Source organism: Microvirga sp. HS2 (genome assembly GCF_055792805.1).
On the sequence record NZ_JBVVAJ010000022.1, the window covers coordinates 50,695 to 71,304 of the forward strand.

The following is a 20,610-nucleotide window of genomic DNA, read 5'->3' on the forward strand; positions in this document are numbered from 1 at the left end:
CCATTCCCCGTGCCCAGGCACGCCCGAGAAGACTAGAACGAACATGGCAACCGAAATCCGCGTACCCACCCTCGGCGAATCCGTTTCAGAGGCCACCATCGGCCGCTGGTTCAAGAAGCCCGGCGATCCCGTGAAGGCCGACGAGCCCGTTCTCGAACTCGAGACCGACAAGGTCACCCTCGAGGTCAATGCCCCCGCGAGCGGCACCCTCGGCGAGATCGTCGCCAAGGACGGCGAGACGGTTTCGCCCGGCGCGGTGCTCGGCTCCATCGTCGAAGGCGGCGCTGCGGCAGCAGCCGCTCCCGCCGCTGCCCCGAAGGCCGAGGCTCCCAAGGCCGCTGCTCCGGCTCCCGCCGTTTCAGCTCCGGCCCCGGCTGCTCCCGGAACTGCTAAGGATCACGGTCCCGCCGTGGCCCGTCTGGCCGCGGAGAGCGGCGTCAGCCCGTCGAACGTTCCCGGCTCCGGCAAGGACGGCCGCGTGACGAAGGGCGACATGCTCGCTGCGATCGCCACGGGCGCTGCCGCTCCCGCGCCTGCCGCTCCGGTTTCCGTGCGTGCTCCCTCCGCTCCGGTCGATGCCGAGCGCGAAGAGCGCGTGCGCATGACGAAGCTGCGCCAGACCATCGCGCGCCGCCTGAAGGACGCGCAGAACACCGCCGCCATGCTCACCACGTTCAATGACGTGGACATGAGCGCGGTGATGAACCTGCGCAGCCAGTACAAGGACGTGTTCGAGAAGAAGCACGGCACGAAGCTCGGTTTCATGGGCTTCTTCACCAAGGCCGTGATTCAGGCCCTGAAGGACGTTCCGGCGGTGAATGCCGAGATCGACGGCCAGGACCTCGTCTACAAGAACTACTACCACATCGGCATCGCCGTCGGCACCGAGAAGGGCCTCGTGGTTCCGGTGGTGCGCGATGCGGATTTGCTCTCGGTCGCCGGCATCGAGAAGACCATCGCCGATTTCGGACGCCGCGCCCGTGACGGCAAGCTCGGCATCGACGAGATGCAGGGCGGCACCTTCACCATCACCAACGGCGGCATCTACGGCTCGCTCATGTCGACGCCGATCCTCAACGCGCCGCAATCGGGCATCCTCGGCATGCACCGCATCGAGGAGCGTCCGGTGGTCCGCAACGGCCAGGTGGTCGTGCGCCCGATGATGTATCTGGCTCTCTCCTACGATCACCGCATCGTGGACGGCAAGGAAGCCGTGACTTTCCTCGTGCGCGTCAAGGACGCTCTCGAGGATCCGGCTCGCCTCGTCCTGGACCTGTAATCGACATATCTCGTCATGCCCGGCCCTGAGCCGGGCATCCACGCCTTCTGAGCCGGGCGGCTGTCCCAAACACGTGGACGGCCGGGACAAGCCCGGCCACGACGTTCAAGGGGATGACTCCCATGTCCTACGATCTCATCGTCATCGGCACCGGCCCCGGCGGCTACGTGGCCGCCATCCGCGCCGCGCAGCTCGGCCTCAAGACCGCCGTCGTCGAAAAGCGCAAGACCCATGGCGGCACCTGCCTCAACGTGGGCTGCATTCCCTCGAAGGCGCTGCTCCATGCCTCGCACATGTTCGAGGACGCGCGTGACCACTTCGCCGGACTCGGCATCGGCGTCGGTGCGCCCAAGCTCGACCTGAAGACGATGCAGTCTTTCAAGCAGGAGGGCGTCGACGGCAACACCAAGGGCGTCGAGTTCCTGCTGAAGAAGAACAAGATCGACGCCTTCCACGGCACGGCGCGCATCGCCGCCGTCGGCCAGGTGGAGGTGACGGGCGAGGACGGTTCCAACCAGATCCTCCAGACCAAGAACATCCTCATCGCCACGGGCTCTGACGTGACGCGGCTGCCCGGTATCGAGATCGACGAGAAGGTGGTGGTCTCCTCCACCGGAGCGCTGGAACTCGACAACGTTCCGAAGCGCCTCGTGGTGATCGGCGCGGGCGTGATCGGCCTCGAACTCGGCTCCGTCTGGCGTCGCCTCGGCGCCGAGGTCATCGTGGTGGAATATCTCGACCGCATCCTGCCCGGCATGGACGGCGAGGTCGCCAAGAACTTCCAGCGCATCCTCTCCAAGCAGGGCTTCCAGTTCAAGCTCGGCGCGAAGGTCACCGGCGTCGCGAAGACCGCCAAGGGCGCGACGCTCACCTATGAGCCCGCCGCCGGCGGCGCGGCCGAGACCATCGAGGCCGACGTGGTGCTCGTGGCCGTGGGCCGCGTGCCCTATACGCAGGGCCTCGGCCTCGACCGCGTGGGCGTCCAGCTCGACAGCCGCGGCCGTATTCAGACCGACGCGCATTTCGCCACCAACGTCACGGGCATCTACGCCATCGGCGACGTGATTGCGGGCCCTATGCTCGCGCACAAGGCGGAGGACGAGGGCGTCGCGGTGGCCGAGATCCTCGCCGGCAAGGCTGGCCACGTGAACTACGACGTGATCCCGAGCGTGGTCTACACGTTCCCCGAGGTCGCCTCCGTCGGCAAGACGGAAGAAGAGCTGAAAGCCGCCGGTGTCGCGTACAATGTCGGCAAGTTCCCCTTCACGGCGAACGGCCGCGCCAAGGTGAACCGCACTACGGACGGTTTCGTGAAGATCCTGGCGGATGCTTCCTCCGACAAGGTGCTCGGCGTGCACATCATCGGCCCCGAGGCCGGCAACCTCATTCACGAGGCCGCCATCGCCATGGAGTTCGGGGCCTCCTCCGAGGACATCGCCCGCACCTGCCACGCGCATCCGACGCTCGCGGAAGCTGTGAAGGAAGCGGCGTTGGCGGTGGAGAAGCGCGCCATCCATATGTAATATGGATTCATGGCAAAACTTCACTTCCTCTACTCGGTGATGAACGCAGGAAAGACCACGCATCTCCTGCAGGTCCGTCACAACTACATCGAGAACGGCGGCTACGTGCTGTTGTTCACGAGCCCGATCGACGACCGCTTCGGCGTCGGCAAGGTGAAATCGCGCATCGGCATCGAAGCCGATGCGACGGTTCTGAGGAAGGACGAGGCCGTCGACGCCATCGTGGCGGCGGAGCACGCCCGAAGGAAGGTGACGGCGGTCCTCATCGACGAGGTGCAGTTCATGACGGCGGACCAGGTCCGCCAGCTCGCCTGGATCGTCGATGAGCTCGGCATCCCGGTCATGGCCTATGGCCTCAAGAACAACGTGTACGGCACGCTGTTCAGCGAGGCGATCCAGACGATGATGGCCCTGGCCGACGACTTTCAGGAAATCAAGCAGCTCTGTCATTGCGGCCGCAAGGCCACGATGATCCTGAAGTTCGACCCCAACGGCGAGCCGGTGCGCTCCGGTCCCGTGATCGAGGTCGGCGGCGAAAGCCGCTACGTCTCCGTCTGCCGCCCGCATTGGACGAAGGGCGATATCGGCCCCGCCGCGCGCCAGTTGCTGGCCGAGGCGGTCGTGGCGGCGGAGTAGGGCTTCACGCACACGGCGTCATGGCCGGGCCCGTTCCGGCCATCCCCGTCTTCCCCCTAGAACATCGGACCCAAAAGTGGATTTGCACTTTTGGGATCGATCCGATGCTCCCTTCTTGGATGAGCGCATCGTGGGGCGCGGACCCAGCGGGCCGCGCAGCGAAAACCGGATCCACTTTTCCGCACGATGCGCTAGAAACCGATGGCAGAGCGCGGGAGGCTATTTCACCCGCGCCCTCGGATGCGCCGCGTTGAAGGCATCCATCAGCCGCGCCGCATCCACCTTCGTATAGAGCTGCGTCGTCGAGAGCGAGGCGTGGCCCAGAAGCTCCTGGATCCCCCGCAGATCGCCCCCCTTGGCGAGAAGGTGCGTGGCGAAGGAATGGCGCAGGGCGTGCGGCGTCGCGCTGTCGGGAAGTCCCAGAGCGCCGCGCAATTCCTCCACAGCGAGCTGAATGATGCGGGGCGACAGCGGTCCGCCGCGCGCGCCGACGAAGAGCGGGCCCTCCGGCGGGATCGCATAGGGGCAAAGGTGCAGGTACTCCTCCACCGCCCGCTGGATCGGCGGAATCACGGGAACGCTGCGCATCTTGCCGCCCTTGCCCGTCACCGTGATCGAATCGACGCCGTTCACGGGCGCGTCGCGGCGCTGAAGGCCGAGCGCCTCGGAAATGCGCAGGCCCGCGCCATAGAGGAGCGACAGCACGGCGGCGTCGCGCGCCAGGATCCAGGGCTTGCGCGCCTCGGAGGCGCGCGTCTCCTTGTCCGTCACCGCCACGGCGGAAGAGGCGGAGAGGGGGCGCGGCAGGTTCTTGTCCACCTTGGGAGAGCGAATCGCCGCGAAGGCGGAGGCCGTGCCATGGCCCTCCCGCTCGAGATGCCGCGCGAAGGAGCGCAGGGCCGCGAGCTGGCGCATGAGCGAGCGGCTCCCCACCGCCTCCATGCGGCGGGCGGCGAGAAACGAGCGGATATCGAGCGGTTTCAGGCCGAGGATGCCCCTGATGGACGGCTTCTCGCCCAGATGCTCCGTGAGGAAGGTCACGAACTGCCGCAGGTCCCGGCCATAGGCCTCCACGGTCTTGGGCGAGAGCCGCCGCTCCTTGGCGAGGGAATTGAGCCATGCCATCACCTCCCGGCGGGTATCCTCCGCGCCGGGCAGGACGAGGTCGATCTCCGATGTCTGCGTCTGTGCCGTTGCCATGAGCGCAAATATGGCCGCTCCCCCTTGCCAAAAGATGAAACGGCGCCTCCACTGGGTTCTGAAACGAAACAACACCCGGTCAGGCATCGGAAACGACGGAGAAAATGTTTGAAAAGCGTGAATACGCCCGTGCCGGGAATAGCAGGCTACGCCGAGGCCGCGGATTCGCTGGTCGAAGCCTATGAGAGCATCACGTTCGAGGACATTTACCGCCCGCTTCTCGACCTCCTTCCGCAGGGCGGCCGCGCCCTGGACATCGGCGCGGGAACCGGCCGAGACGCGGCCGCGCTGGCCACCAGGGGATTTCGCGTTCATGCGGCAGAGCCCACGGCGGAACTGCGTGCCCACGCCCGAAGGCTCCATCCGTCTCCCGCCATCACATGGACCGATGATGCGCTCCCCGATCTCGCAGGGCTTCATGCCGGGGATATTCGCTTCGATCTCATCCTGATGACGGCGGTGTGGATGCATCTCGACGAGGAGGAGCGGGAGAGGGCGCTTCCGCGCGTAGCCGCTCTTCTCGCGCCAGGCGGTCGGCTGTTCATGACCGTGAGAAAGGGGCCAGTGCCGCCGGGGCGCCGCATGTTCTCCATTCCGATCGACCCGCTGATCGCAGCGGCGGGCACATCCGGCCTGGCTCTTCTGCGGAATGGCGAGTTCGCCGACATGCTGGGGCGCGAGGACGTGAGCTGGACCATGCTTGCCTTCGAGAGGGAAAATCGGGTCTAAGCATCTCGACCCGATGAACGCGAAGGACATGGTCTCTCCCTGATGGCCTCCAAGATCGCCGATGTCCTCATCCCGCTGGCGCTGGACACGGCCTATTCCTATGCCGTGCCGGACGACCTCGCTCTCGAGGAGGGCGATGTGGTGCAGGTGCCGCTCGCGACACGGGAGGTCGCAGGGGTGGTCTGGTCGCTGCGCGAAGGGCAGGGCGCCAATTTCAAGAAGGTGACGGGGGTTCTCGAAGGGCCGAATCTGTCCCCTCAGATGCGCAAGTTCATCGACTGGGTGTCCTGGTACACGCTGTCGCCGAAGGGCTCCGCGCTCGCCATGAGCCTGAAATTTCCCGATCCGGACCGCGCGGATGTCGTGCGCGTGGGCGTCAGGCTCACCGAGAGCCGGCCCAAACGCATGACTCCCGCGCGGCAGAAGGTCATCGAGGTCGCGCAGGACGGTGTCGTACGCCTCAAGAGCGAGCTTGCCCATGCTGCGGGCGTCAGCGCCAGCGTCATCGACGGGCTCATCGATGAGGGCGTCCTCGAAACCCTGACGCTTTTGCAAGAGCCGGTGGCCGGACTCCCCAACCCTGATTTCGGCGACACCACGCTCTCCGATGGCCAGGGCGAGGCCGCGAAGGAGCTCGTCGCCGCCATGGGGGAGGAGCACCCGCCCGTCATCCTGCTCGAAGGCGTGACAGGCTCCGGCAAGACGGAGGTTTATTTCGAGGCCGTGGCCGAGGCCGTGCGGGCAGGCCGGCAGGCCCTCATCCTCATGCCGGAAATTGCTCTCACCGCGCAGTTCCTCGACCGTTTCGCCGCGCGTTTCGGGGTCAAGCCGGCGACCTGGCATTCGGGCGTCACCGGCCGCAAGCGCGAGCGGCTTTACGCTGCCATCGCCTCGGGCGAGGTCAAGGTGGTGGCGGGCGCGCGCTCGGCCCTGTTCCTGCCCTATGCCGATCTCTCGCTCATCGTGGTCGATGAGGAGCACGAGACCGCCTACAAGCAGGATGACGGCGTGCATTACCACGCCCGCGACATGGCGGTGGTGCGAGGCAAGATCGACAACGCCACGGTAGTCCTGGCCTCGGCCACGCCGTCCATCGAGAGCCGGGTGAACGTGGAACGCGGGCGCTATCGTCACGTCAAGCTGCCGGAGCGATTCGGCGGGCGCTCGATGCCGCAGATCCGCGCCGTGGATCTGCGTCGCGAGCAGGTCCCGAAAGGGCGCTGGCTCTCGCCGACGCTCGTTGCCTCCGTAGAGGAAACCCTTGGACGCGGCGAGCAGGCGCTGCTTTTCCTCAATAGGCGCGGCTATGCGCCGCTCACCCTCTGCCGTGCCTGCGCCCACCGCTACGAATGCCCGAACTGCTCGGCCTGGCTCGTGGAGCACCGCTTCAGGCGCGCCCTCGTGTGCCACCATTGCGGCCATGTGGAGCGCACGCCGCAGGCCTGCGTGGAATGCGGCAGCATCGATTCGCTGGTGCCCTGCGGCCCTGGCGTGGAGCGGATCGCCGAGGAGGTGGCCGAGCTCTTTCCCGACAAGCGTTCCATCGTGCTCTCCAGCGACTTTCCCGGCGGCACCGAGCGGCTGCGGACAGAGCTGGCCGCCATCGCGGCCGGGGAGGTCGACATCGTCATCGGCACGCAGCTCGTCGCGAAGGGGCATAACTTTCCGCTCATGACCCTGGTCGGCGTGCTGGACGCTGATATCGGCCTCACCTCCGGCGATCCGCGCGCCGCCGAGCGGACCTTCCAGATGCTGCAGCAGGTGACGGGCCGCGCCGGGCGCGGCGAGAAGCCGGGCAGGGCCCTCGTCCAGACATGGCAGCCGGACCATCCGGTGATCGCCGCCCTGGTTTCCGGCGATGCGGAGCGATTCTACGAGGAGGAGACCCGTGTCCGCGAGATGGCGGGGCTGCCCCCCTTCGGGCGGCTCGCGTCACTGATCATCTCGGCGGAGGACCGGGCGGTCGCCGAGGCCCATGCCCGGGCCATGGCCCTGGTGGCGGAGCCTCCCCCAGGAGTCATGGTGCTCGGGCCCGCCGAGGCGCCGCTCGCGCTGATCCGGGGGCGTTATCGCTACAGGCTGCTGGTCAAGACGGAGCGGGAGGTCGATCTCCAGGGCTATCTGCGCTCCTGGATGGCCCGCTGTCCCAAGGCCAAGGGCAACACCCGCGTTTCTATCGACGTGGATCCCCAGAGTTTTCTGTAAGGCTCAGCGGGCGGTCTCGCCGGGCTGCGCCCGGACGTCCGTCGGCGCGAGCACGAGGACAGGGGGCTCCGGAATCGCCGGCGCAGATGCAACGGTCGAGCGCACGGCCCTTGCGATCTCCGGGGTCAAGACCGGAGCCAGGAAAGGATAGCTCCAGAACAAACCCAAGGCGAGCAGGGTGAAGCCGGCGAACAGGCGCATGGGGGGCTCCTGGCGTTAACCATGCGTTAATGGTGTCGTCCGGCCTCAGCTTCTCAAGGGCGCAAAGGGAGATCTGCGACGGAGTATCTCAATCGGATCGATCGGGAGGCGCTCTTGTGGTCGGAGTATCGAGCGGATAAGCGGTCCCGGCTTTCGGCCCGGTGCCGGCTTGAAAAAGAGCATCGGATGGACCTGAAAAAGTGGATTCCACATTGAGACCCGATGGTTTAGCGAGAGGAGACCATGTCCAAGATCGTTCACTGCATCCGTCACGGCCAATCCACCTTCAACGCCCATTTCGCCGAGACCGGCGAGGATCCGCTGCATTTCGATGCGCCGCTGACCGAGCTCGGCCTCAGTCAGGTGCAGGAGCGGGCCCGGGAGCTGCGCCGGTACTCTTACGAGCTCGTCATCACCACGCCGCTCACCCGGGCGATCCAGACCACACTGGGGCTGTTCGGCGAACATCCGGCGGCACCTCCGATCCATGTGGAATGCCTTCACAGGGAGCATCTGGAGAGCAGCTGCGACGTGGGGCGCGCGCCGGCCCTGCTGCGTCAGGACTTCCCGCACCTTTCCTTCGATCATCTGGACGAGGTCTGGTGGCACAACGAGGGCGAGCCGGACCCGCGGGGCTTCGTCTACGAGCCCGGCCACATCTTCGAGGGGCGGGTCGAACAGTTCCGGAGCTGGCTCGAAGGCCGCCCGGAGCGGATGATCGCCGTCGTCGGGCACGGCACCTTCTTCAGCCGGCTCACCGGCCAATACCTCGGCAATTGCGAGGTGGCCGTCCTGGAGCTCTGACCTTGCCCTCAAGCGCATTCCGCTTCGGAGCCGCGCTCACGGACGGCTTCACCGAATTTTTACAGGCCGCTCCTGGCTCAGCTCGCCTTGCGTCCTGGGAAAACCCATGCTAGTGCACCCCCGCCTGTGGGCGGAGACGGTCCCGCCTAAGGCTCACTTCCATCGACCTGACGGGTTTCCCGACAGCTTGTTTCAAAGCTCGCCGGTGAGAAACCCGTAACTTGAGAGAGACGATTACGTGGCGCAAAGCGGTTCGCAAGAAGGACCCCTCCTGTCGGGCGTAGCGTTGCGCTATGCATCGGCGCTGTTCGAGCTCGCTCGGGAGGCCAATGCCGTGGACGCCGTCGCCGGCGACCTCGGCCGCTTCGAAGAGATGATCCGGGGCAGCGAAGACCTGCAGCGCCTGATCCGCAATCCTGTTTTCACGGCTGAAGAGCAGTCCCGCGCGATGGATGCCATCCTCGCGAAGGCCGGCATCGCAGGCCTGGTGGGCAACTTTATCCGCCTGGTGGCCTCCAAGCGTCGCCTCTTCGCCCTTCCGGACATGATCCGCGCGTATCAGGGCTTCGTGTCCGACGCGAAGGGGATCGTTCGGGCCCAGGTGACCCTGGCCGAGACGCCGTCTGACGCCGTTCTCAACGAAATCAAGGCGGCGCTGCGCGACGTCGCCAAGGCCGACGTCGCTGTCGACGTCAAAATCGACCCGAGCCTCATCGGCGGCCTCATCGTGAAGATGGGCTCCCGCATGGTGGATGCCTCGGTGCGCACCAAACTCAATTCCATTCGTCTAGCGATGAAAGAGGTCCGCTGATGGACATTCGAGCCGCTGAGATCTCCGCGATTCTCAAAGAGCAGATCAAGAACTTCGGCACCGAGGCTGAAGTCACCGAAGTCGGTCAGGTCCTGTCCGTCGGTGACGGTATTGCCCGTTGCTACGGCCTCGACAAGGTCCAGGCCGGTGAGATGGTCGAATTCGAGAGCGGCGTGCGCGGCATGGCCCTCAACCTCGAAACCGACAATGTCGGCGTCGTGATCTTCGGTTCCGACCGCGAGATCGCCGAAGGCCAGACCGTGAAGCGCACGGGCGCCATCGTGGACGTGCCGGTCGGCAAGGGTCTCCTCGGCCGCGTCGTCGACGCGCTGGGTAACCCGATCGACGGCAAGGGCCCGATCGAGTTCACCGAGCGCCGCCGCGTCGACGTGAAGGCTCCCGGCATCATCCCGCGCAAGTCGGTGCACGAGCCGATGGCGACCGGCCTCAAGGCCATCGACGCCCTCATCCCGGTCGGCCGTGGCCAGCGCGAGCTGATCATCGGTGACCGTCAGACCGGCAAGACCGCGATCGCGCTCGACACGATCCTGAACCAGAAGCCGCTGAACCAGGGCAACGACGAGTCGCAAAAGCTGTACTGTGTCTATGTGGCCATCGGCCAGAAGCGCTCCACGGTCGCCCAGTTCGTGAAGGCTCTGGAAGAGAACGGCGCGCTGGAATATTCCATCATCGTCGCCGCGACCGCTTCGGATCCCGCGCCGATGCAGTATCTGGCTCCCTTCGCCGGCTGCGCCATGGGCGAGTTCTTCCGCGACAACGGCATGCATGCCGTGATCGTGTATGACGACCTGTCCAAGCAGGCCGTCGCCTATCGTCAGATGTCGTTGCTGCTGCGCCGTCCTCCGGGCCGCGAGGCTTATCCGGGCGACGTGTTCTATCTGCACTCCCGCCTGCTGGAGCGCGCCGCGAAGCTGAACGACAGCCAGGGCGCGGGCTCGCTCACCGCTCTGCCGATCATCGAGACGCAGGCGAACGACGTGTCGGCCTACATCCCGACCAACGTGATCTCGATCACCGACGGCCAGATCTTCCTCGAGACGGATCTGTTCTACCAGGGCATCCGTCCGGCCGTGAACGTCGGCCTCTCGGTGTCGCGTGTGGGCTCCTCGGCCCAGACGAAGGCGATGAAGAAGGTCGCTGGCAAGATCAAGGGCGAGCTGGCGCAGTACCGCGAGATGGCGGCCTTCGCTCAGTTCGGCTCCGATCTCGACGCCACCACGCAGCGCCTCCTGAACCGCGGCTCGCGTCTGACCGAACTCCTGAAGCAGCCGCAGTTCTCGCCGCTGAAGATGGAAGAGCAGGTCGCCGTGATCTACGCCGGCGTCAACGGCTACCTCGACAGCCTGCCGCTCAACCGCGTGCGCGCCTTCGAGGACGGTCTCCTGGCGCTCCTGCGCGGCAAGCACGCCGACATCCTGGAATCGATCCGCGCTTCCAAGGACCTGTCGAGCGACACCGAAGCGAAGCTCAAGGACGTCGTCCAGACCTTCGCCAAGTCGTTCTCGTAAGATCCAGCCGGAATTCCGGAGAGGGTAGGGCCGCTCGATGCCGAGCTTGAAAGACCTTCGTAACCGCATCGCCTCGGTCAAGGCGACGCAGAAGATCACCAAGGCCATGCAGATGGTCGCCGCCGCGAAGCTGCGCCGCGCGCAGACCGCGGCGGAGGCCGCGCGTCCCTACGCGGAGCGTATGGCTACGGTGCTCGGCAATCTCGCGTCCGGCATCACGGTCGGGCCCGAGACGCCGCGTCTGCTCGCCGGAACGGGCGCCGATCGGGTTCATCTCCTGATCGTCTGCACGGCCGAGCGCGGCCTGTGCGGCGCGTTCAACTCCTCGATCGCGCGTTTGGCTCGCGACCATGCCAATCGGCTTCTCGCCGAAGGCAAGACGGTCAAGATCATCTGCGTCGGCAAGAAGGGCTACGACATTCTGCGTCGTCAGTTCGCCGAGCAGATCATCGAGTTGATCGACCTGCGCTCCGTGCGTCAGATCGGGTTCGAACAGGGTGACATGATCGCCCAGAAGGTGCTCGCGCGCTTCGAAGCCGGCGAGTTCGACGTGGCGACCCTGTTCTACTCGCGCTTCCGCTCCGTGATCGCGCAGATCCCGACGGCGCAGCAGATCATTCCCGCTCAGATCGAGGCAACCGGCACTGCATCCGACGCCGTCTACGATTACGAGCCCGCCGAGGGCGAGATCCTGACGACGCTCCTGCCGCGCAATCTGACCGTGCAGATCTTCCGCGCGCTTCTGGAGAACGTCGCTTCCGAACAGGGCGCCCGCATGAGCGCCATGGACAACGCGACCCGCAACGCGGGCGAGATGATCAAGAAGCAGACGATGACCTACAACCGGTCGCGTCAGGCGATGATCACCAAGGAACTGATCGAAATCATTTCGGGCGCCGAGGCGCTCTGACGAATCCGAGAGGAGCCTCACATGGCTAACACCGCTACCGCCGGCAAGAATGTCGGCCACATCACGCAGGTCATCGGCGCCGTCGTCGACGTGCAGTTCGAAGGCCATCTCCCCGAGATCCTCAACGCTCTCGAGACCACCAACCAGGGTAACCGCCTGGTGCTCGAAGTCTCGCAGCAGCTCGGCGAGAACACGGTGCGCTGCATCGCCATGGACACCTCCGAAGGTCTGGTGCGCGGCCAGGAAGTCTTCGACACCGGCGCTCCGATCTCGGTTCCGGTCGGCGCGGCCACACTCGGCCGCATCATGAACGTCATCGGCGAGCCGGTGGACGAGGCTGGCCCCATCACCGGCGAAGCCCAGCGCGCCATCCACCAGCCCGCTCCTTCTTACGCCGAGCAGTCCACCGAGGGTCAGATCCTCGTGACGGGCATCAAGGTCGTCGACCTGCTCGCTCCCTACGCCAAGGGCGGTAAGATCGGCCTCTTCGGCGGCGCCGGCGTCGGCAAGACCGTTCTGATCATGGAGCTCATCAACAACGTCGCGAAGGCGCACGGCGGCTACTCCGTCTTCGCCGGCGTCGGCGAGCGTACCCGCGAGGGCAACGACCTCTATCACGAGATGATCGAGTCCCGCGTGAACGTGAACCCGGCCGAGAACAACGGCTCGGCCGCCGGCTCCAAGTGCGCGCTCGTGTACGGCCAGATGAACGAGCCTCCGGGCGCCCGCGCCCGCGTCGCTCTGACGGGTCTCACCGTCGCCGAGCACTTCCGCGACCAGGGTCAGGACGTGCTGTTCTTCGTCGACAACATCTTCCGCTTCACCCAGGCGGGCTCCGAGGTGTCGGCGCTTCTCGGCCGTATTCCTTCGGCCGTGGGCTATCAGCCGACGCTCTCCACCGACATGGGCGCTCTGCAGGAGCGTATCACCACCACGACCAAGGGTTCGATCACCTCGGTGCAGGCCATCTACGTGCCCGCCGACGACCTGACCGATCCCGCCCCGGCGACCTCCTTCGCCCACCTCGACGCCACGACCGTGCTGTCGCGTTCGATCGCCGAGAAGGGCATCTACCCGGCCGTGGACCCGCTCGACTCGACCTCGCGCATGCTGTCCGCCGCCATTGTCGGCGAGGAGCACTACAACGTCGCCCGTCAGGTCCAGCAGGTGCTGCAGCGCTACAAGGCGCTCCAGGACATCATCGCGATCCTGGGCATGGACGAGCTCTCCGAAGAGGACAAGCTCACCGTCGCCCGCGCCCGCAAGATCGAGCGCTTCCTGTCGCAGCCCTTCCACGTGGCGGAAGTGTTCACCGGCTCGCCCGGCAAGCTCGTCGCGCTTGAAGACACCATCAAGGGCTTCAAGGGCCTCGTCGACGGTCAGTACGATCACCTCCCGGAGGCCGCCTTCTACATGGTCGGCACCATCGAGGAAGCGGTCGAGAAGGCCCAGCGCCTCGCGGCTGAAGCTGCTTAATTGAACGAAGGCTCGTCCCGGAGCGTGCCTGCACGCTCCGGGACTCGCTTTTCCAGCCTGTCTCCAACGATCCCGGACCGCTCCCATCGAGAGCGGACGGATGACGAGAAGCTCAGATGGCCACCTTCAATTTCGAACTCGTCTCTCCCGAGCGCGTGCTGTTCTCAGGCTCCGTCGACGCGGTTGTCCTGCCTGCGAGCGAAGGCGATATGACGGTTCTCGCCGGTCACGCGCCGACGATGACGACCCTCAAGACCGGCTTCCTCGTCATCACGAGCAACCCGGGCAACGGCAAGCGGGTTCTCGTCCGTGGCGGCTTTGCCGACGTGAACCAGAACGGTCTGACCGTGCTGGCCGAGCGCGCTCTTCCCGAGGAAGAGCTGACGCAGGACGTTCTGGACAAGGAAATCCTCCAGGCGGAGATGATCTGGGACTCTACCTCGGAGCCTGCCGCCAAGCACGCAGCCGAATCGACCATCGCGCAATTGCGCGAAGCCAAGGCGGCGCTGAACTACTGAATTGAAACAACCCGGCTTTGAGCCGGGTTTTTCTTTTCATGACCTATGCTACGCCGCTCATTCTGACACTCGCTCTCGACGAGCGCTCCTCGGCCTTCTTCGACGAGCAGAGGCGGCGTTACTTTCCTCCGGAGCGGAACTTTATTCCGGCCCATCTGACGTTATTCCATCGTCTGCCCGGGGAGCAGGTCGAGGCGATCCAGCAACGGATCGAGCAGGAATGTGCGGCGCTGAGGTGCTTTCCCGTCGATGTCACAGGCCTGCGCTCCCTCGGGCGTGGTGTTGCCTACGTCCTCCACTCTCCCGATCTCGCGGAACTGCGTCGCAGCCTCGCACCGACTTGGACGCGTTGGCTCACACCACAGGACCGTCAGAAACATCAGCCGCATGTGACGGTTCAGAACAACGTCGACCCACGAACGGCGAGAGCCCTGCTGCTGGAGCTGTCCGAAGCGTTCGTGCCTTTCCAGGCGACAGCGATCGGCCTGGACCTCTGGTGGTATCTCGGTGGACCGTGGGAGGCCGTGCGGCGCTTCCCGTTTGCTGCAAGGTAAATGCTGACGCGCATCGTCATGGCCGGGCTTGACCAGGCCATCTACGCCTTTGAAGCATCGCACCAGAAGGCGTGGATCCCCGGCACAAGGCCGGGGATGACGAGAGCGCCCGATCACTCACCCATGGCGATCAGGTTCGCGTTGCCGCCGGCGGCGGCCGTATTGATCGTCACGGTCTGCTCCGTCGCAAAACGCAGAAGGTAGTGCGGCCCCCCCGCCTTCGGCCCGGTCCCGGACAGGCCATGACCTCCGAAGGGCTGGACGCCGACCACCGCGCCGATCATGTTACGGTTGACATAGACGTTGCCCACCGAGAGCGCATTGACGATGCGGTCCACCGTGGCATCGATGCGCGAGTGAACGCCGAGGGTCAGTCCGTATCCCGTTCCCTCGATCGCCTGGATCACGTCCTCGAGGCGATTGGCCTTGTAGCGCACCACGTGCAGCACGGGCCCGAACACCTCCTGGGCGAGATCGTGAGGCCTGTTGAGCTCGAAGATGTGCGGTGCGACGAAGGTCCCCGTCGCGGGCGCCGTACCCGCATAGCGCACCTTCGCCTCAGTCGTCATCGCCGCGATGTGCGCGTCGAGCTTGTCCTTGGCCTCGCGGTCTATCACCGGACCCACATGGACCGACACGTCGCGCGGGTCCCCGAGTTTCAGCTCCCGGGCATTGCCTGCAATCATCTCGATCATGCGGTCCGCCACGTCTTCCTGCACGCACAGCAGACGCAGCGCCGAGCACCGCTGGCCCGCCGAACGGAAGGCCGACATCACCACATCGTCGGCCACCTGCTCCGGCAACGCCGTCGCATCGACGATCATTGCGTTGATCCCGCCGGTTTCTGCGATCAGAGGAACGATGGCCGCATCCTTGTTCGCCAGGGTGCGGTTGATGATGCGCGCCACTTCCGTGGAGCCGGTGAACACGACACCAGCCACGTCTTTGTGCTCGACAAGGCGCGCGCCGACACGGCCATCGCCGGGAACGAGGTGTAGGGCAGTCTTGGCCACGCCGGCCTCGTGCAGGATGCGCACTGCCATGTCGGCGATCAGCGGCGTCTGCTCGGCAGGCTTCGCAACGACCGCGTTGCCGGCCATGAGAGCTGCGCTCACCTGTCCCAAGAAGATGGCGAGCGGGAAGTTCCAGGGCGAGATCGCCACGAACACGCCACGCCCGCGAAGGCGAAGCACGTTGCTCTCGCCGGTCGGGCCCGGCATCGCCTCGCCGGAGGCGAAGAGCGTGCGGCCTTGGACCGCATAATAGCGGCAGAAATCCACCGCCTCGCGGACTTCCGAGAGCGCATCGTCGAGAGTCTTGCCCGCTTCCGTCTGCAGCAGATGCAGCAGCGCGCCGCGGCGCTCCTCCATAAGGTCGGCTGCCCGTTCCAGAGCCTTGGCGCGGGTCTGCGCATCCGTGCGGCTCCAGGGGCCGAAGCCCGCGCGGGCCAAGGCCATGGCGCGGTCCGCGACGTCCGGGGTCGCTTCCGTCACCTGGCCGACGATCGTCGTGCCGTCGATGGGGCTGACGACCGGGCGCGTCTCGCCGGAAGCGGCCTTGCCGTCGAGGAGCGGCTCGGCTCGGAAACTCTGCTGGGACGCTTGTCGGATCTCACCGAGCAATCCCTCGAGAGACGTGCGGTGACCGAACTCGACGCCCTTCGAATTGGCGCGTTCCGATCCATAGAGATCACGCGGCAGCGGCAGCTTCGGGTGCCGGGCCTGATCGGCGGAGACGATGATGTCGGCCGGACGTTTGAGCAGGGCGTCTACCGGAACGTTCGGGTCGGCCGCGACGGACACGAAAGAGGAATTCGCGCCGTTCTCGAGCAGGCGGCGCACCAGATAGGCGAGCAGGTCGCGGTGGCCGCCGACCGGCGCATAGGCGCGGCAGGCCAGGCCCGGATTGTCTTCCAGAAGGCGCGCATAGAGCGCCTCGCCCATGCCGTGCAGGCGCTGGAACTCGTAGCCTTCCGTTCCGCCCGCGCGTTCGAGAATCGAGGCCACCGTGAGGGCATTGTGGGTTGCGAATTGCGGATAGATGCGCGGGCGCAAGCTGAGCATCTTCTCGGCGCAGGCGACATAGTGCAGGTCCGTCATCGCCTTGCGGGTGAAGACCGGATAATCGTCGAGCCCGCGCTCCTGAGCGCGCTTCACCTCGGTGTCCCAGTAGGCGCCCTTCACGAGGCGCACCATCATCTGGCGATCGTAGCGCTCAGCGATGGCCGCGATTGCGTCGATCACGGAGCCTGCGCGCTTCTGATAAGCCTGAATGGCGAGCCCGAAGCCCTTCCAATCCGCCAGCGACGGATCGGCGACCACGGCCTCGATCACCTCCAGCGAGAGTTCGAGCCGATCGGCCTCTTCGGCATCGATGGTGAAGTTGAGGTCGTAGGACTTCGCCTTCTGCGCGAGCTGGATCACAAGCGGAACGAGCTCGCGCATCACCCGGTCGCGGCTCGTCGCCTCGTAGCGCGGGTGCAGCGCCGAGAGCTTGACGGAAATACCCGGGCGGTTCGGCAGCGGCTCGTTGCCCGCCGAGCGGCCGATGGCGTCGATGGCCGAGGCGTACGACTCGAAGTAGCGGCGCGCGTCTTCCGCCGTGCGGGCTCCCTCGCCCAGCATATCGAAGGAATAGCGATAGATGCGGCCCTTGGAGGAGGAGGCCCGCTTGAGGGCTTCTTCGATGGTCTGACCCAGAACGAAGTGATTGCCCATCACACGCATGGCTTGGCGGGTGGCGGCGCGCACGGTGGGAAGGCCGATGCGCTTCGTGAGCTGGCCCAGGATGCTCTCAGGCGTCTCGCCCGGCTGGATCACGCGAGCGGTGATGCCGAGCGCCCAGGCCGAGGCCGAGACCAGGAAGGCATCGGATTTCGCCTCGTGGCCCGCGAAATCCGCCTGGCCGAGCTTGTCCTCGATGAGCTTGTCGGCCGTGGCGGCATCGGGCACCCGCAGCAAGGCTTCCGCCAGCACCATCAGGGCCAGGCCCTCCTTGGTGGAAAGGGCATATTCCCGGAGCATCTCCTCCACGCCGCCGAGGCCGCCGCCCTTAGCGCGGATGGCCTCGATCAGGCGAGTGGCGCGCTCGTCGACGCGGCGCTCCCGTTCCGGGGTCAGGCGGGAACTCGCCAGAAGGCGGGCGGCCATCGCCTGATCGTCCTCGGCGAAAGGTGGATTGAAGGAGAGGGCAATGCTGGGGGTGAAGGTCATGACGGGCCTCTGAAGGTTTCCGCAGAATATAAGAGGTCCACGGCCGCGTTTCGATGGCAATATTATAAGTTTTGCCTTAAAGAACGTGGTCAAACTGGCATATGGGCGCGTAAATGACGGAAATCGACCGGACCGATAAGAAGATCCTGAAGCTCCTGCAGCAGGACGGCAGGATTTCCACGGTGGACCTCGCCGAGAAGGTCGGCCTCTCGGCGACCTCCACCAGCGACCGGGTGAAGCGCCTGCAGCGGGACGGCTATATCGCGGGCTTCGGGGCGAGGCTCGACCCGCATCGGCTCGGTCTGGAACTCCTGGTCTTCGTGGAGGTCTCTCTCGACAAGACCACGCCGGACGTCTTCGAGAAATTCGCGGAAGCCGTGAAACGGGCGCCCGAGGTGCTCGAATGCCACATGGTGGCGGGCGGATTCGACTATCTGGTCAAGACGCGCGTCGCCGACATGGGAGCCTATCGCCACTTCCTCGGCGAGATCCTTCTGGCGCTGCCGGGCGTCAAGGAGACCCGCACCTATGCGGTGATGGAAGAGGTCAAGAGCGACGGCATGCTGCCGGTGTGAGGGGGCTCTGGCCGTCATGGCCGGATTGGGTCCGGCCATCTACGTCTTGTGAACCGCGCGACAGGAAGGCGTGGATCCCCGGGACAAGCCCGGGGATGATGCGGACGGTGTCAGCCGGTGACCCGGTCGCCCTCCGGAGCCTCGTCGCGCGTTTTCCAGAGGCTCCATCCCACGCCTGCGGCCAGGATGGCGAAGGTCACCCCAAGCGAGACCGGAGCCGGGATCTTCGCAAGGCCCAGCATATCGGCCACGAAGATCTTCGAGCCGATGAAGATCAGCACGAAGGCCAGCGCATACTTCAGATAGTGGAAGCGGTGCACCATGGCCGCAAGTGCGAAGTAGAGCGCGCGCAGCCCCAGGATCGCGAAGATGTTCGACGTGTAGACGATGAACGGGTCCGTCGTGATGGCGAAGATGGCCGGGACGGAGTCTACGGCGAAGATCACGTCCGCGATCTCGACGAGCACCAGCGCCATGAAGAGCGGCGTCATGAACCACGCGGGCCTGCCGGTCTTGGGATGCGGCATTCTCACGAAGAAGTGCTGGCCGTGATGCTCGTCCGTGACGTTGAAGCGGCGCCGCATGAAGCCGATCACCGGATTCTTCGCGATGTCGTATTCCGTGTCCGAGAAGACGAGCATCTTCACGCCCGTGCCGATGAGAAACGCGGCGAAGAGATAGAGCACCCACGAGAACTGGGAGATCACCGCCGCACCGAAGCCGATCATCAGCGCACGCAGGACGATGACGCCCAGGATTCCCCAGAACAGCACCCGGTGCTGATAGAGCCGCGGCACGGCGAAGAAGGAGAAGATCATGGCGATGACGAACACGTTGTCCATCGCCAGCGCCTTTTCGACCGCAAAGCCGGTCAGGTAGTTCATGCCCGCGTCGGGGCCGATATACCACCACACCCAGCCGCCGAAGGCGATGCCGAGTGTAATGTAGAAGGCGCTCATGAGAAGGCTCTCGCGCACGCCGATCTCATGGTGCTTGCGATGCAGCACGCCGAGGTCGAGCACGAGGAGAGCGACGACGATTCCAAGGAAGGCAAGCCACATCCATAGAGGCGTGCCGAGCCAGCTTAAGCCTAAGACTTCGAGCATATGACCGAACCCGTTGTTGAACCACGTCGGTTCCGACATCGCAGGGCTTCATTCGCCTGCCAGAGGGGCCCGGTCACCGACAGCGGCCAACATGGGGGCGGCGCCTCAACCCTTCAAGGGCTCCCGGACAGGAAGGAATGCTCAATTTTTCGTCAGATGAGAGCCTTCGGGGCGGGCTTGCCCGGGCAACGGACTTGACCCGGCGCACCGATCTGCTTGCATGTTCACCAACAGGCAAGGTCGGCTTTCAGGTCGCGGGGCCGGAACAGGGGTGATGGTGATGGTGTCGGAACGTTCGACTAAGGCGCAGTGGGTCAGGGGGCTTCTGGCCGGTGCTGTGGTGCTTTTCGGCACCGCCGCTGCGCAGGCGCAGACGCCCGTGCGGTTTTCCCTCGACTGGCGCTGGGAGGGTCCGGCAGCTCCCTTCGCCGTGGCCCTCGACAAGGGCTATTTCAAGGCGGAGGGGCTGGATGTCACGATCGACCCGGCGGCCGGTTCCCGCGAGCCGATCTCCCGCGTCGCTTCGGGCACTTACGATGCGGGCTTCGGCGACGTGAACTCGCTGGTGCGCTTCCGCGACGAGAACCCCGGCACGGACATCAAGGCGGTCATGATGATGTACGATCGCCCGCCCTTCGCGATCATCGGCCGCAAGAGCCGCGGCATCTCCAAGGAGGTCTCGAGCCTGCAGGGCAAGACGTTCGGCGCGCCGGCGGCGGATGGCGCCTTTGCGCAATGGCCGATCTTCAAGGCGGTCAACAAAATTGACGATTCCAGCATGAAGTTCGAGAATGTGGGCTTTCCTGTCCGCGAGCCGATGCTGGCGCAGGGCGAGGTCGATGCCGTGTTCGGCTTCGCCATGTCCTCCTATATCAATTTGAAGTCCCGCGGCGTTCCGGCCGACGACATCGTCGTCCTGCTCATGAGCGATTACGGCGTGGACCTCTACGGCAACGCCATCATCGTGTCGGAGAAGTTCGCGAAGGAGAAGCCCGAAGCCGTGAAAGGTCTTCTGCGCGCGATCATGAAGGGCGTGCATGATACGGTAAAGGATCCGGCGAGCGCCGTGGATTCGGTCATCAAGCGCAACGACGTCGCCAAGAAGGACGTGGAGCTCGAGCGCCTCAAAATGGTGCTGGAGCAGAACATGGTCACGCCGTGGGTGAAGGAGAACGGCTTCGGCGGCATCGACAAGGAGCGCTTCGCCAAGGCTCTCGACCAGATCGGGCTCACCTTTACTTACAAGCAGAAGCCGACCGTGGAGAGCGTCTTCACGGAAGAGTTTCTTCCCGCTGCCGATCAGCGGAAAGTGAACTGAGACACCCCGGGGCCCGGTCATGGC

Annotated in this window: 18 protein-coding genes; 14 read left to right on the forward strand and 4 right to left on the reverse strand. The window is 65.4% G+C overall.

Annotated features, from left to right (window positions below):
* Positions 1-43 precede the first annotated feature (43 nt).
* From odhB to ACS5Q0_RS18170, 3 genes are all read left to right on the forward strand, one after another.
* Complete coding sequence (odhB, locus tag ACS5Q0_RS18160; protein WP_473128055.1) at positions 44-1,279, forward strand: 2-oxoglutarate dehydrogenase complex dihydrolipoyllysine-residue succinyltransferase; 1,236 nt, start codon at positions 44-46, stop codon at positions 1,277-1,279.
* A 122-nt stretch (positions 1,280-1,401) separates the two neighbouring features.
* Positions 1,402-2,802, forward strand: coding sequence for a dihydrolipoyl dehydrogenase (lpdA, locus tag ACS5Q0_RS18165; RefSeq protein WP_473128056.1), 1,401 nt, complete (start codon positions 1,402-1,404; stop codon positions 2,800-2,802).
* A 9-nt stretch (positions 2,803-2,811) separates the two neighbouring features.
* On the forward strand, positions 2,812-3,438 hold the full coding sequence (locus ACS5Q0_RS18170) for a thymidine kinase (protein ID WP_473128057.1): 627 nt from the start codon (positions 2,812-2,814) through the stop codon (positions 3,436-3,438).
* A gap of 219 nt (positions 3,439-3,657) precedes the next feature.
* Here ACS5Q0_RS18170 and ACS5Q0_RS18175 read toward each other — a convergent pair whose 3' ends face one another.
* Positions 3,658-4,638: a tyrosine recombinase XerC gene (locus ACS5Q0_RS18175; RefSeq protein ID WP_473128058.1), complete on the reverse strand. Its 981-nt coding sequence runs from the start codon at positions 4,636-4,638 to the stop codon at positions 3,658-3,660.
* A gap of 117 nt (positions 4,639-4,755) precedes the next feature.
* On the opposite strand from ACS5Q0_RS18175, the gene ACS5Q0_RS18180 reads away from it, so the two are divergent.
* Both ACS5Q0_RS18180 and ACS5Q0_RS18185 read left to right on the forward strand, forming a co-directional pair.
* A complete protein-coding gene (locus ACS5Q0_RS18180; RefSeq protein ID WP_473128096.1) occupies positions 4,756-5,367 on the forward strand; it encodes a class I SAM-dependent methyltransferase in 612 nt (203 codons plus the stop codon).
* Positions 5,368-5,409: 42 nt separating this feature from the next.
* Complete coding sequence (locus ACS5Q0_RS18185; RefSeq protein WP_473128059.1) at positions 5,410-7,572, forward strand: primosomal protein N'; 2,163 nt, start codon at positions 5,410-5,412, stop codon at positions 7,570-7,572.
* Positions 7,573-7,575: 3 nt separating this feature from the next.
* On the opposite strand, the gene ACS5Q0_RS18190 is transcribed toward ACS5Q0_RS18185, so the two are convergent.
* Entirely contained in the window at positions 7,576-7,773 is a 198-nt protein-coding gene (locus ACS5Q0_RS18190) for a hypothetical protein (RefSeq protein WP_473128060.1), read from the reverse strand.
* Between the two features lie 243 nt (positions 7,774-8,016).
* Here ACS5Q0_RS18190 and ACS5Q0_RS18195 point away from each other — a divergent pair, with 243 nt between their 5' ends.
* From ACS5Q0_RS18195 to ACS5Q0_RS18225, 7 genes are all read left to right on the forward strand, one after another.
* Entirely contained in the window at positions 8,017-8,577 is a 561-nt protein-coding gene (locus ACS5Q0_RS18195; RefSeq protein WP_473128061.1) for a histidine phosphatase family protein, read from the forward strand.
* A 238-nt stretch (positions 8,578-8,815) separates the two neighbouring features.
* Positions 8,816-9,388: a F0F1 ATP synthase subunit delta gene (locus tag ACS5Q0_RS18200; RefSeq protein WP_473128062.1), complete on the forward strand. Its 573-nt coding sequence runs from the start codon at positions 8,816-8,818 to the stop codon at positions 9,386-9,388.
* Positions 9,388-10,917, forward strand: a complete 1,530-nt coding sequence (atpA, locus tag ACS5Q0_RS18205) for a F0F1 ATP synthase subunit alpha (RefSeq protein ID WP_473128063.1) — start codon at positions 9,388-9,390, stop codon at positions 10,915-10,917. The genes ACS5Q0_RS18200 and atpA overlap by 1 nt, the downstream gene beginning before the upstream one ends.
* Positions 10,918-10,954: 37 nt before the next feature.
* Positions 10,955-11,827, forward strand: a complete 873-nt coding sequence (locus ACS5Q0_RS18210; protein ID WP_473128064.1) for a F0F1 ATP synthase subunit gamma — start codon at positions 10,955-10,957, stop codon at positions 11,825-11,827.
* Between the two features lie 21 nt (positions 11,828-11,848).
* On the forward strand, positions 11,849-13,303 hold the full coding sequence (gene atpD, locus ACS5Q0_RS18215; RefSeq protein WP_473128065.1) for a F0F1 ATP synthase subunit beta: 1,455 nt from the start codon (positions 11,849-11,851) through the stop codon (positions 13,301-13,303).
* 116 nt (positions 13,304-13,419) lie between these two features.
* On the forward strand, positions 13,420-13,821 hold the full coding sequence (locus ACS5Q0_RS18220) for a F0F1 ATP synthase subunit epsilon (RefSeq protein ID WP_473128066.1): 402 nt from the start codon (positions 13,420-13,422) through the stop codon (positions 13,819-13,821).
* A 38-nt stretch (positions 13,822-13,859) separates the two neighbouring features.
* Positions 13,860-14,375: a 2'-5' RNA ligase family protein gene (locus ACS5Q0_RS18225; protein ID WP_473128067.1), complete on the forward strand. Its 516-nt coding sequence runs from the start codon at positions 13,860-13,862 to the stop codon at positions 14,373-14,375.
* Between the two features lie 113 nt (positions 14,376-14,488).
* On the opposite strand, the gene putA is transcribed toward ACS5Q0_RS18225, so the two are convergent.
* On the reverse strand, positions 14,489-17,587 hold the full coding sequence (gene putA, locus ACS5Q0_RS18230) for a bifunctional proline dehydrogenase/L-glutamate gamma-semialdehyde dehydrogenase PutA (RefSeq protein WP_473128068.1): 3,099 nt from the start codon (positions 17,585-17,587) through the stop codon (positions 14,489-14,491).
* Between the two features lie 113 nt (positions 17,588-17,700).
* Between putA and ACS5Q0_RS18235 the strand changes: the two genes are divergently transcribed.
* Positions 17,701-18,162, forward strand: a complete 462-nt coding sequence (locus ACS5Q0_RS18235; RefSeq protein ID WP_473128069.1) for an Lrp/AsnC ligand binding domain-containing protein — start codon at positions 17,701-17,703, stop codon at positions 18,160-18,162.
* Positions 18,163-18,272: 110 nt separating this feature from the next.
* Here the strand turns inward: ACS5Q0_RS18235 and ACS5Q0_RS18240 are convergent, their stop codons facing one another.
* Positions 18,273-19,307 (reverse strand): TerC family protein, encoded by a 1,035-nt coding sequence (locus tag ACS5Q0_RS18240; RefSeq protein WP_473128070.1) that lies wholly within the window; start codon positions 19,305-19,307, stop codon positions 18,273-18,275.
* A gap of 241 nt (positions 19,308-19,548) precedes the next feature.
* Here ACS5Q0_RS18240 and ACS5Q0_RS18245 point away from each other — a divergent pair, with 241 nt between their 5' ends.
* A complete protein-coding gene (locus ACS5Q0_RS18245; RefSeq protein ID WP_473128071.1) occupies positions 19,549-20,586 on the forward strand; it encodes an ABC transporter substrate-binding protein in 1,038 nt (345 codons plus the stop codon).
* Positions 20,587-20,610: the final 24 nt, after the last annotated feature.

Excerpts from the sequence above, each read along its gene's own strand:
- odhB (WP_473128055.1), top strand. The coding sequence starts at position 44 with ATGGCAACCGAAATCCGCGTACCCACCCTCGGCGAATCCGTTTCAGAG.
- lpdA (WP_473128056.1), top strand. The coding sequence starts at position 1,402 with ATGTCCTACGATCTCATCGTCATCGGCACCGGCCCCGGCGGCTACGTG.
- ACS5Q0_RS18170 (WP_473128057.1), top strand. The coding sequence starts at position 2,812 with ATGGCAAAACTTCACTTCCTCTACTCGGTGATGAACGCAGGAAAGACC.
- ACS5Q0_RS18175 (WP_473128058.1), bottom strand. The coding sequence starts at position 4,638 with ATGGCAACGGCACAGACGCAGACATCGGAGATCGACCTCGTCCTGCCC.
- ACS5Q0_RS18185 (WP_473128059.1), top strand. The coding sequence starts at position 5,410 with ATGGCCTCCAAGATCGCCGATGTCCTCATCCCGCTGGCGCTGGACACG.
- ACS5Q0_RS18190 (WP_473128060.1), bottom strand. The coding sequence starts at position 7,773 with ATGCGCCTGTTCGCCGGCTTCACCCTGCTCGCCTTGGGTTTGTTCTGG.
- ACS5Q0_RS18195 (WP_473128061.1), top strand. The coding sequence starts at position 8,017 with ATGTCCAAGATCGTTCACTGCATCCGTCACGGCCAATCCACCTTCAAC.
- atpA (WP_473128063.1), top strand. The coding sequence starts at position 9,388 with ATGGACATTCGAGCCGCTGAGATCTCCGCGATTCTCAAAGAGCAGATC.
- ACS5Q0_RS18210 (WP_473128064.1), top strand. The coding sequence starts at position 10,955 with ATGCCGAGCTTGAAAGACCTTCGTAACCGCATCGCCTCGGTCAAGGCG.
- atpD (WP_473128065.1), top strand. The coding sequence starts at position 11,849 with ATGGCTAACACCGCTACCGCCGGCAAGAATGTCGGCCACATCACGCAG.
- ACS5Q0_RS18220 (WP_473128066.1), top strand. The coding sequence starts at position 13,420 with ATGGCCACCTTCAATTTCGAACTCGTCTCTCCCGAGCGCGTGCTGTTC.
- ACS5Q0_RS18225 (WP_473128067.1), top strand. The coding sequence starts at position 13,860 with ATGACCTATGCTACGCCGCTCATTCTGACACTCGCTCTCGACGAGCGC.
- putA (WP_473128068.1), bottom strand. The coding sequence starts at position 17,587 with ATGACCTTCACCCCCAGCATTGCCCTCTCCTTCAATCCACCTTTCGCC.
- ACS5Q0_RS18235 (WP_473128069.1), top strand. The coding sequence starts at position 17,701 with ATGACGGAAATCGACCGGACCGATAAGAAGATCCTGAAGCTCCTGCAG.
- ACS5Q0_RS18240 (WP_473128070.1), bottom strand. The coding sequence starts at position 19,307 with ATGTCGGAACCGACGTGGTTCAACAACGGGTTCGGTCATATGCTCGAA.
- ACS5Q0_RS18245 (WP_473128071.1), top strand. The coding sequence starts at position 19,549 with ATGGTGTCGGAACGTTCGACTAAGGCGCAGTGGGTCAGGGGGCTTCTG.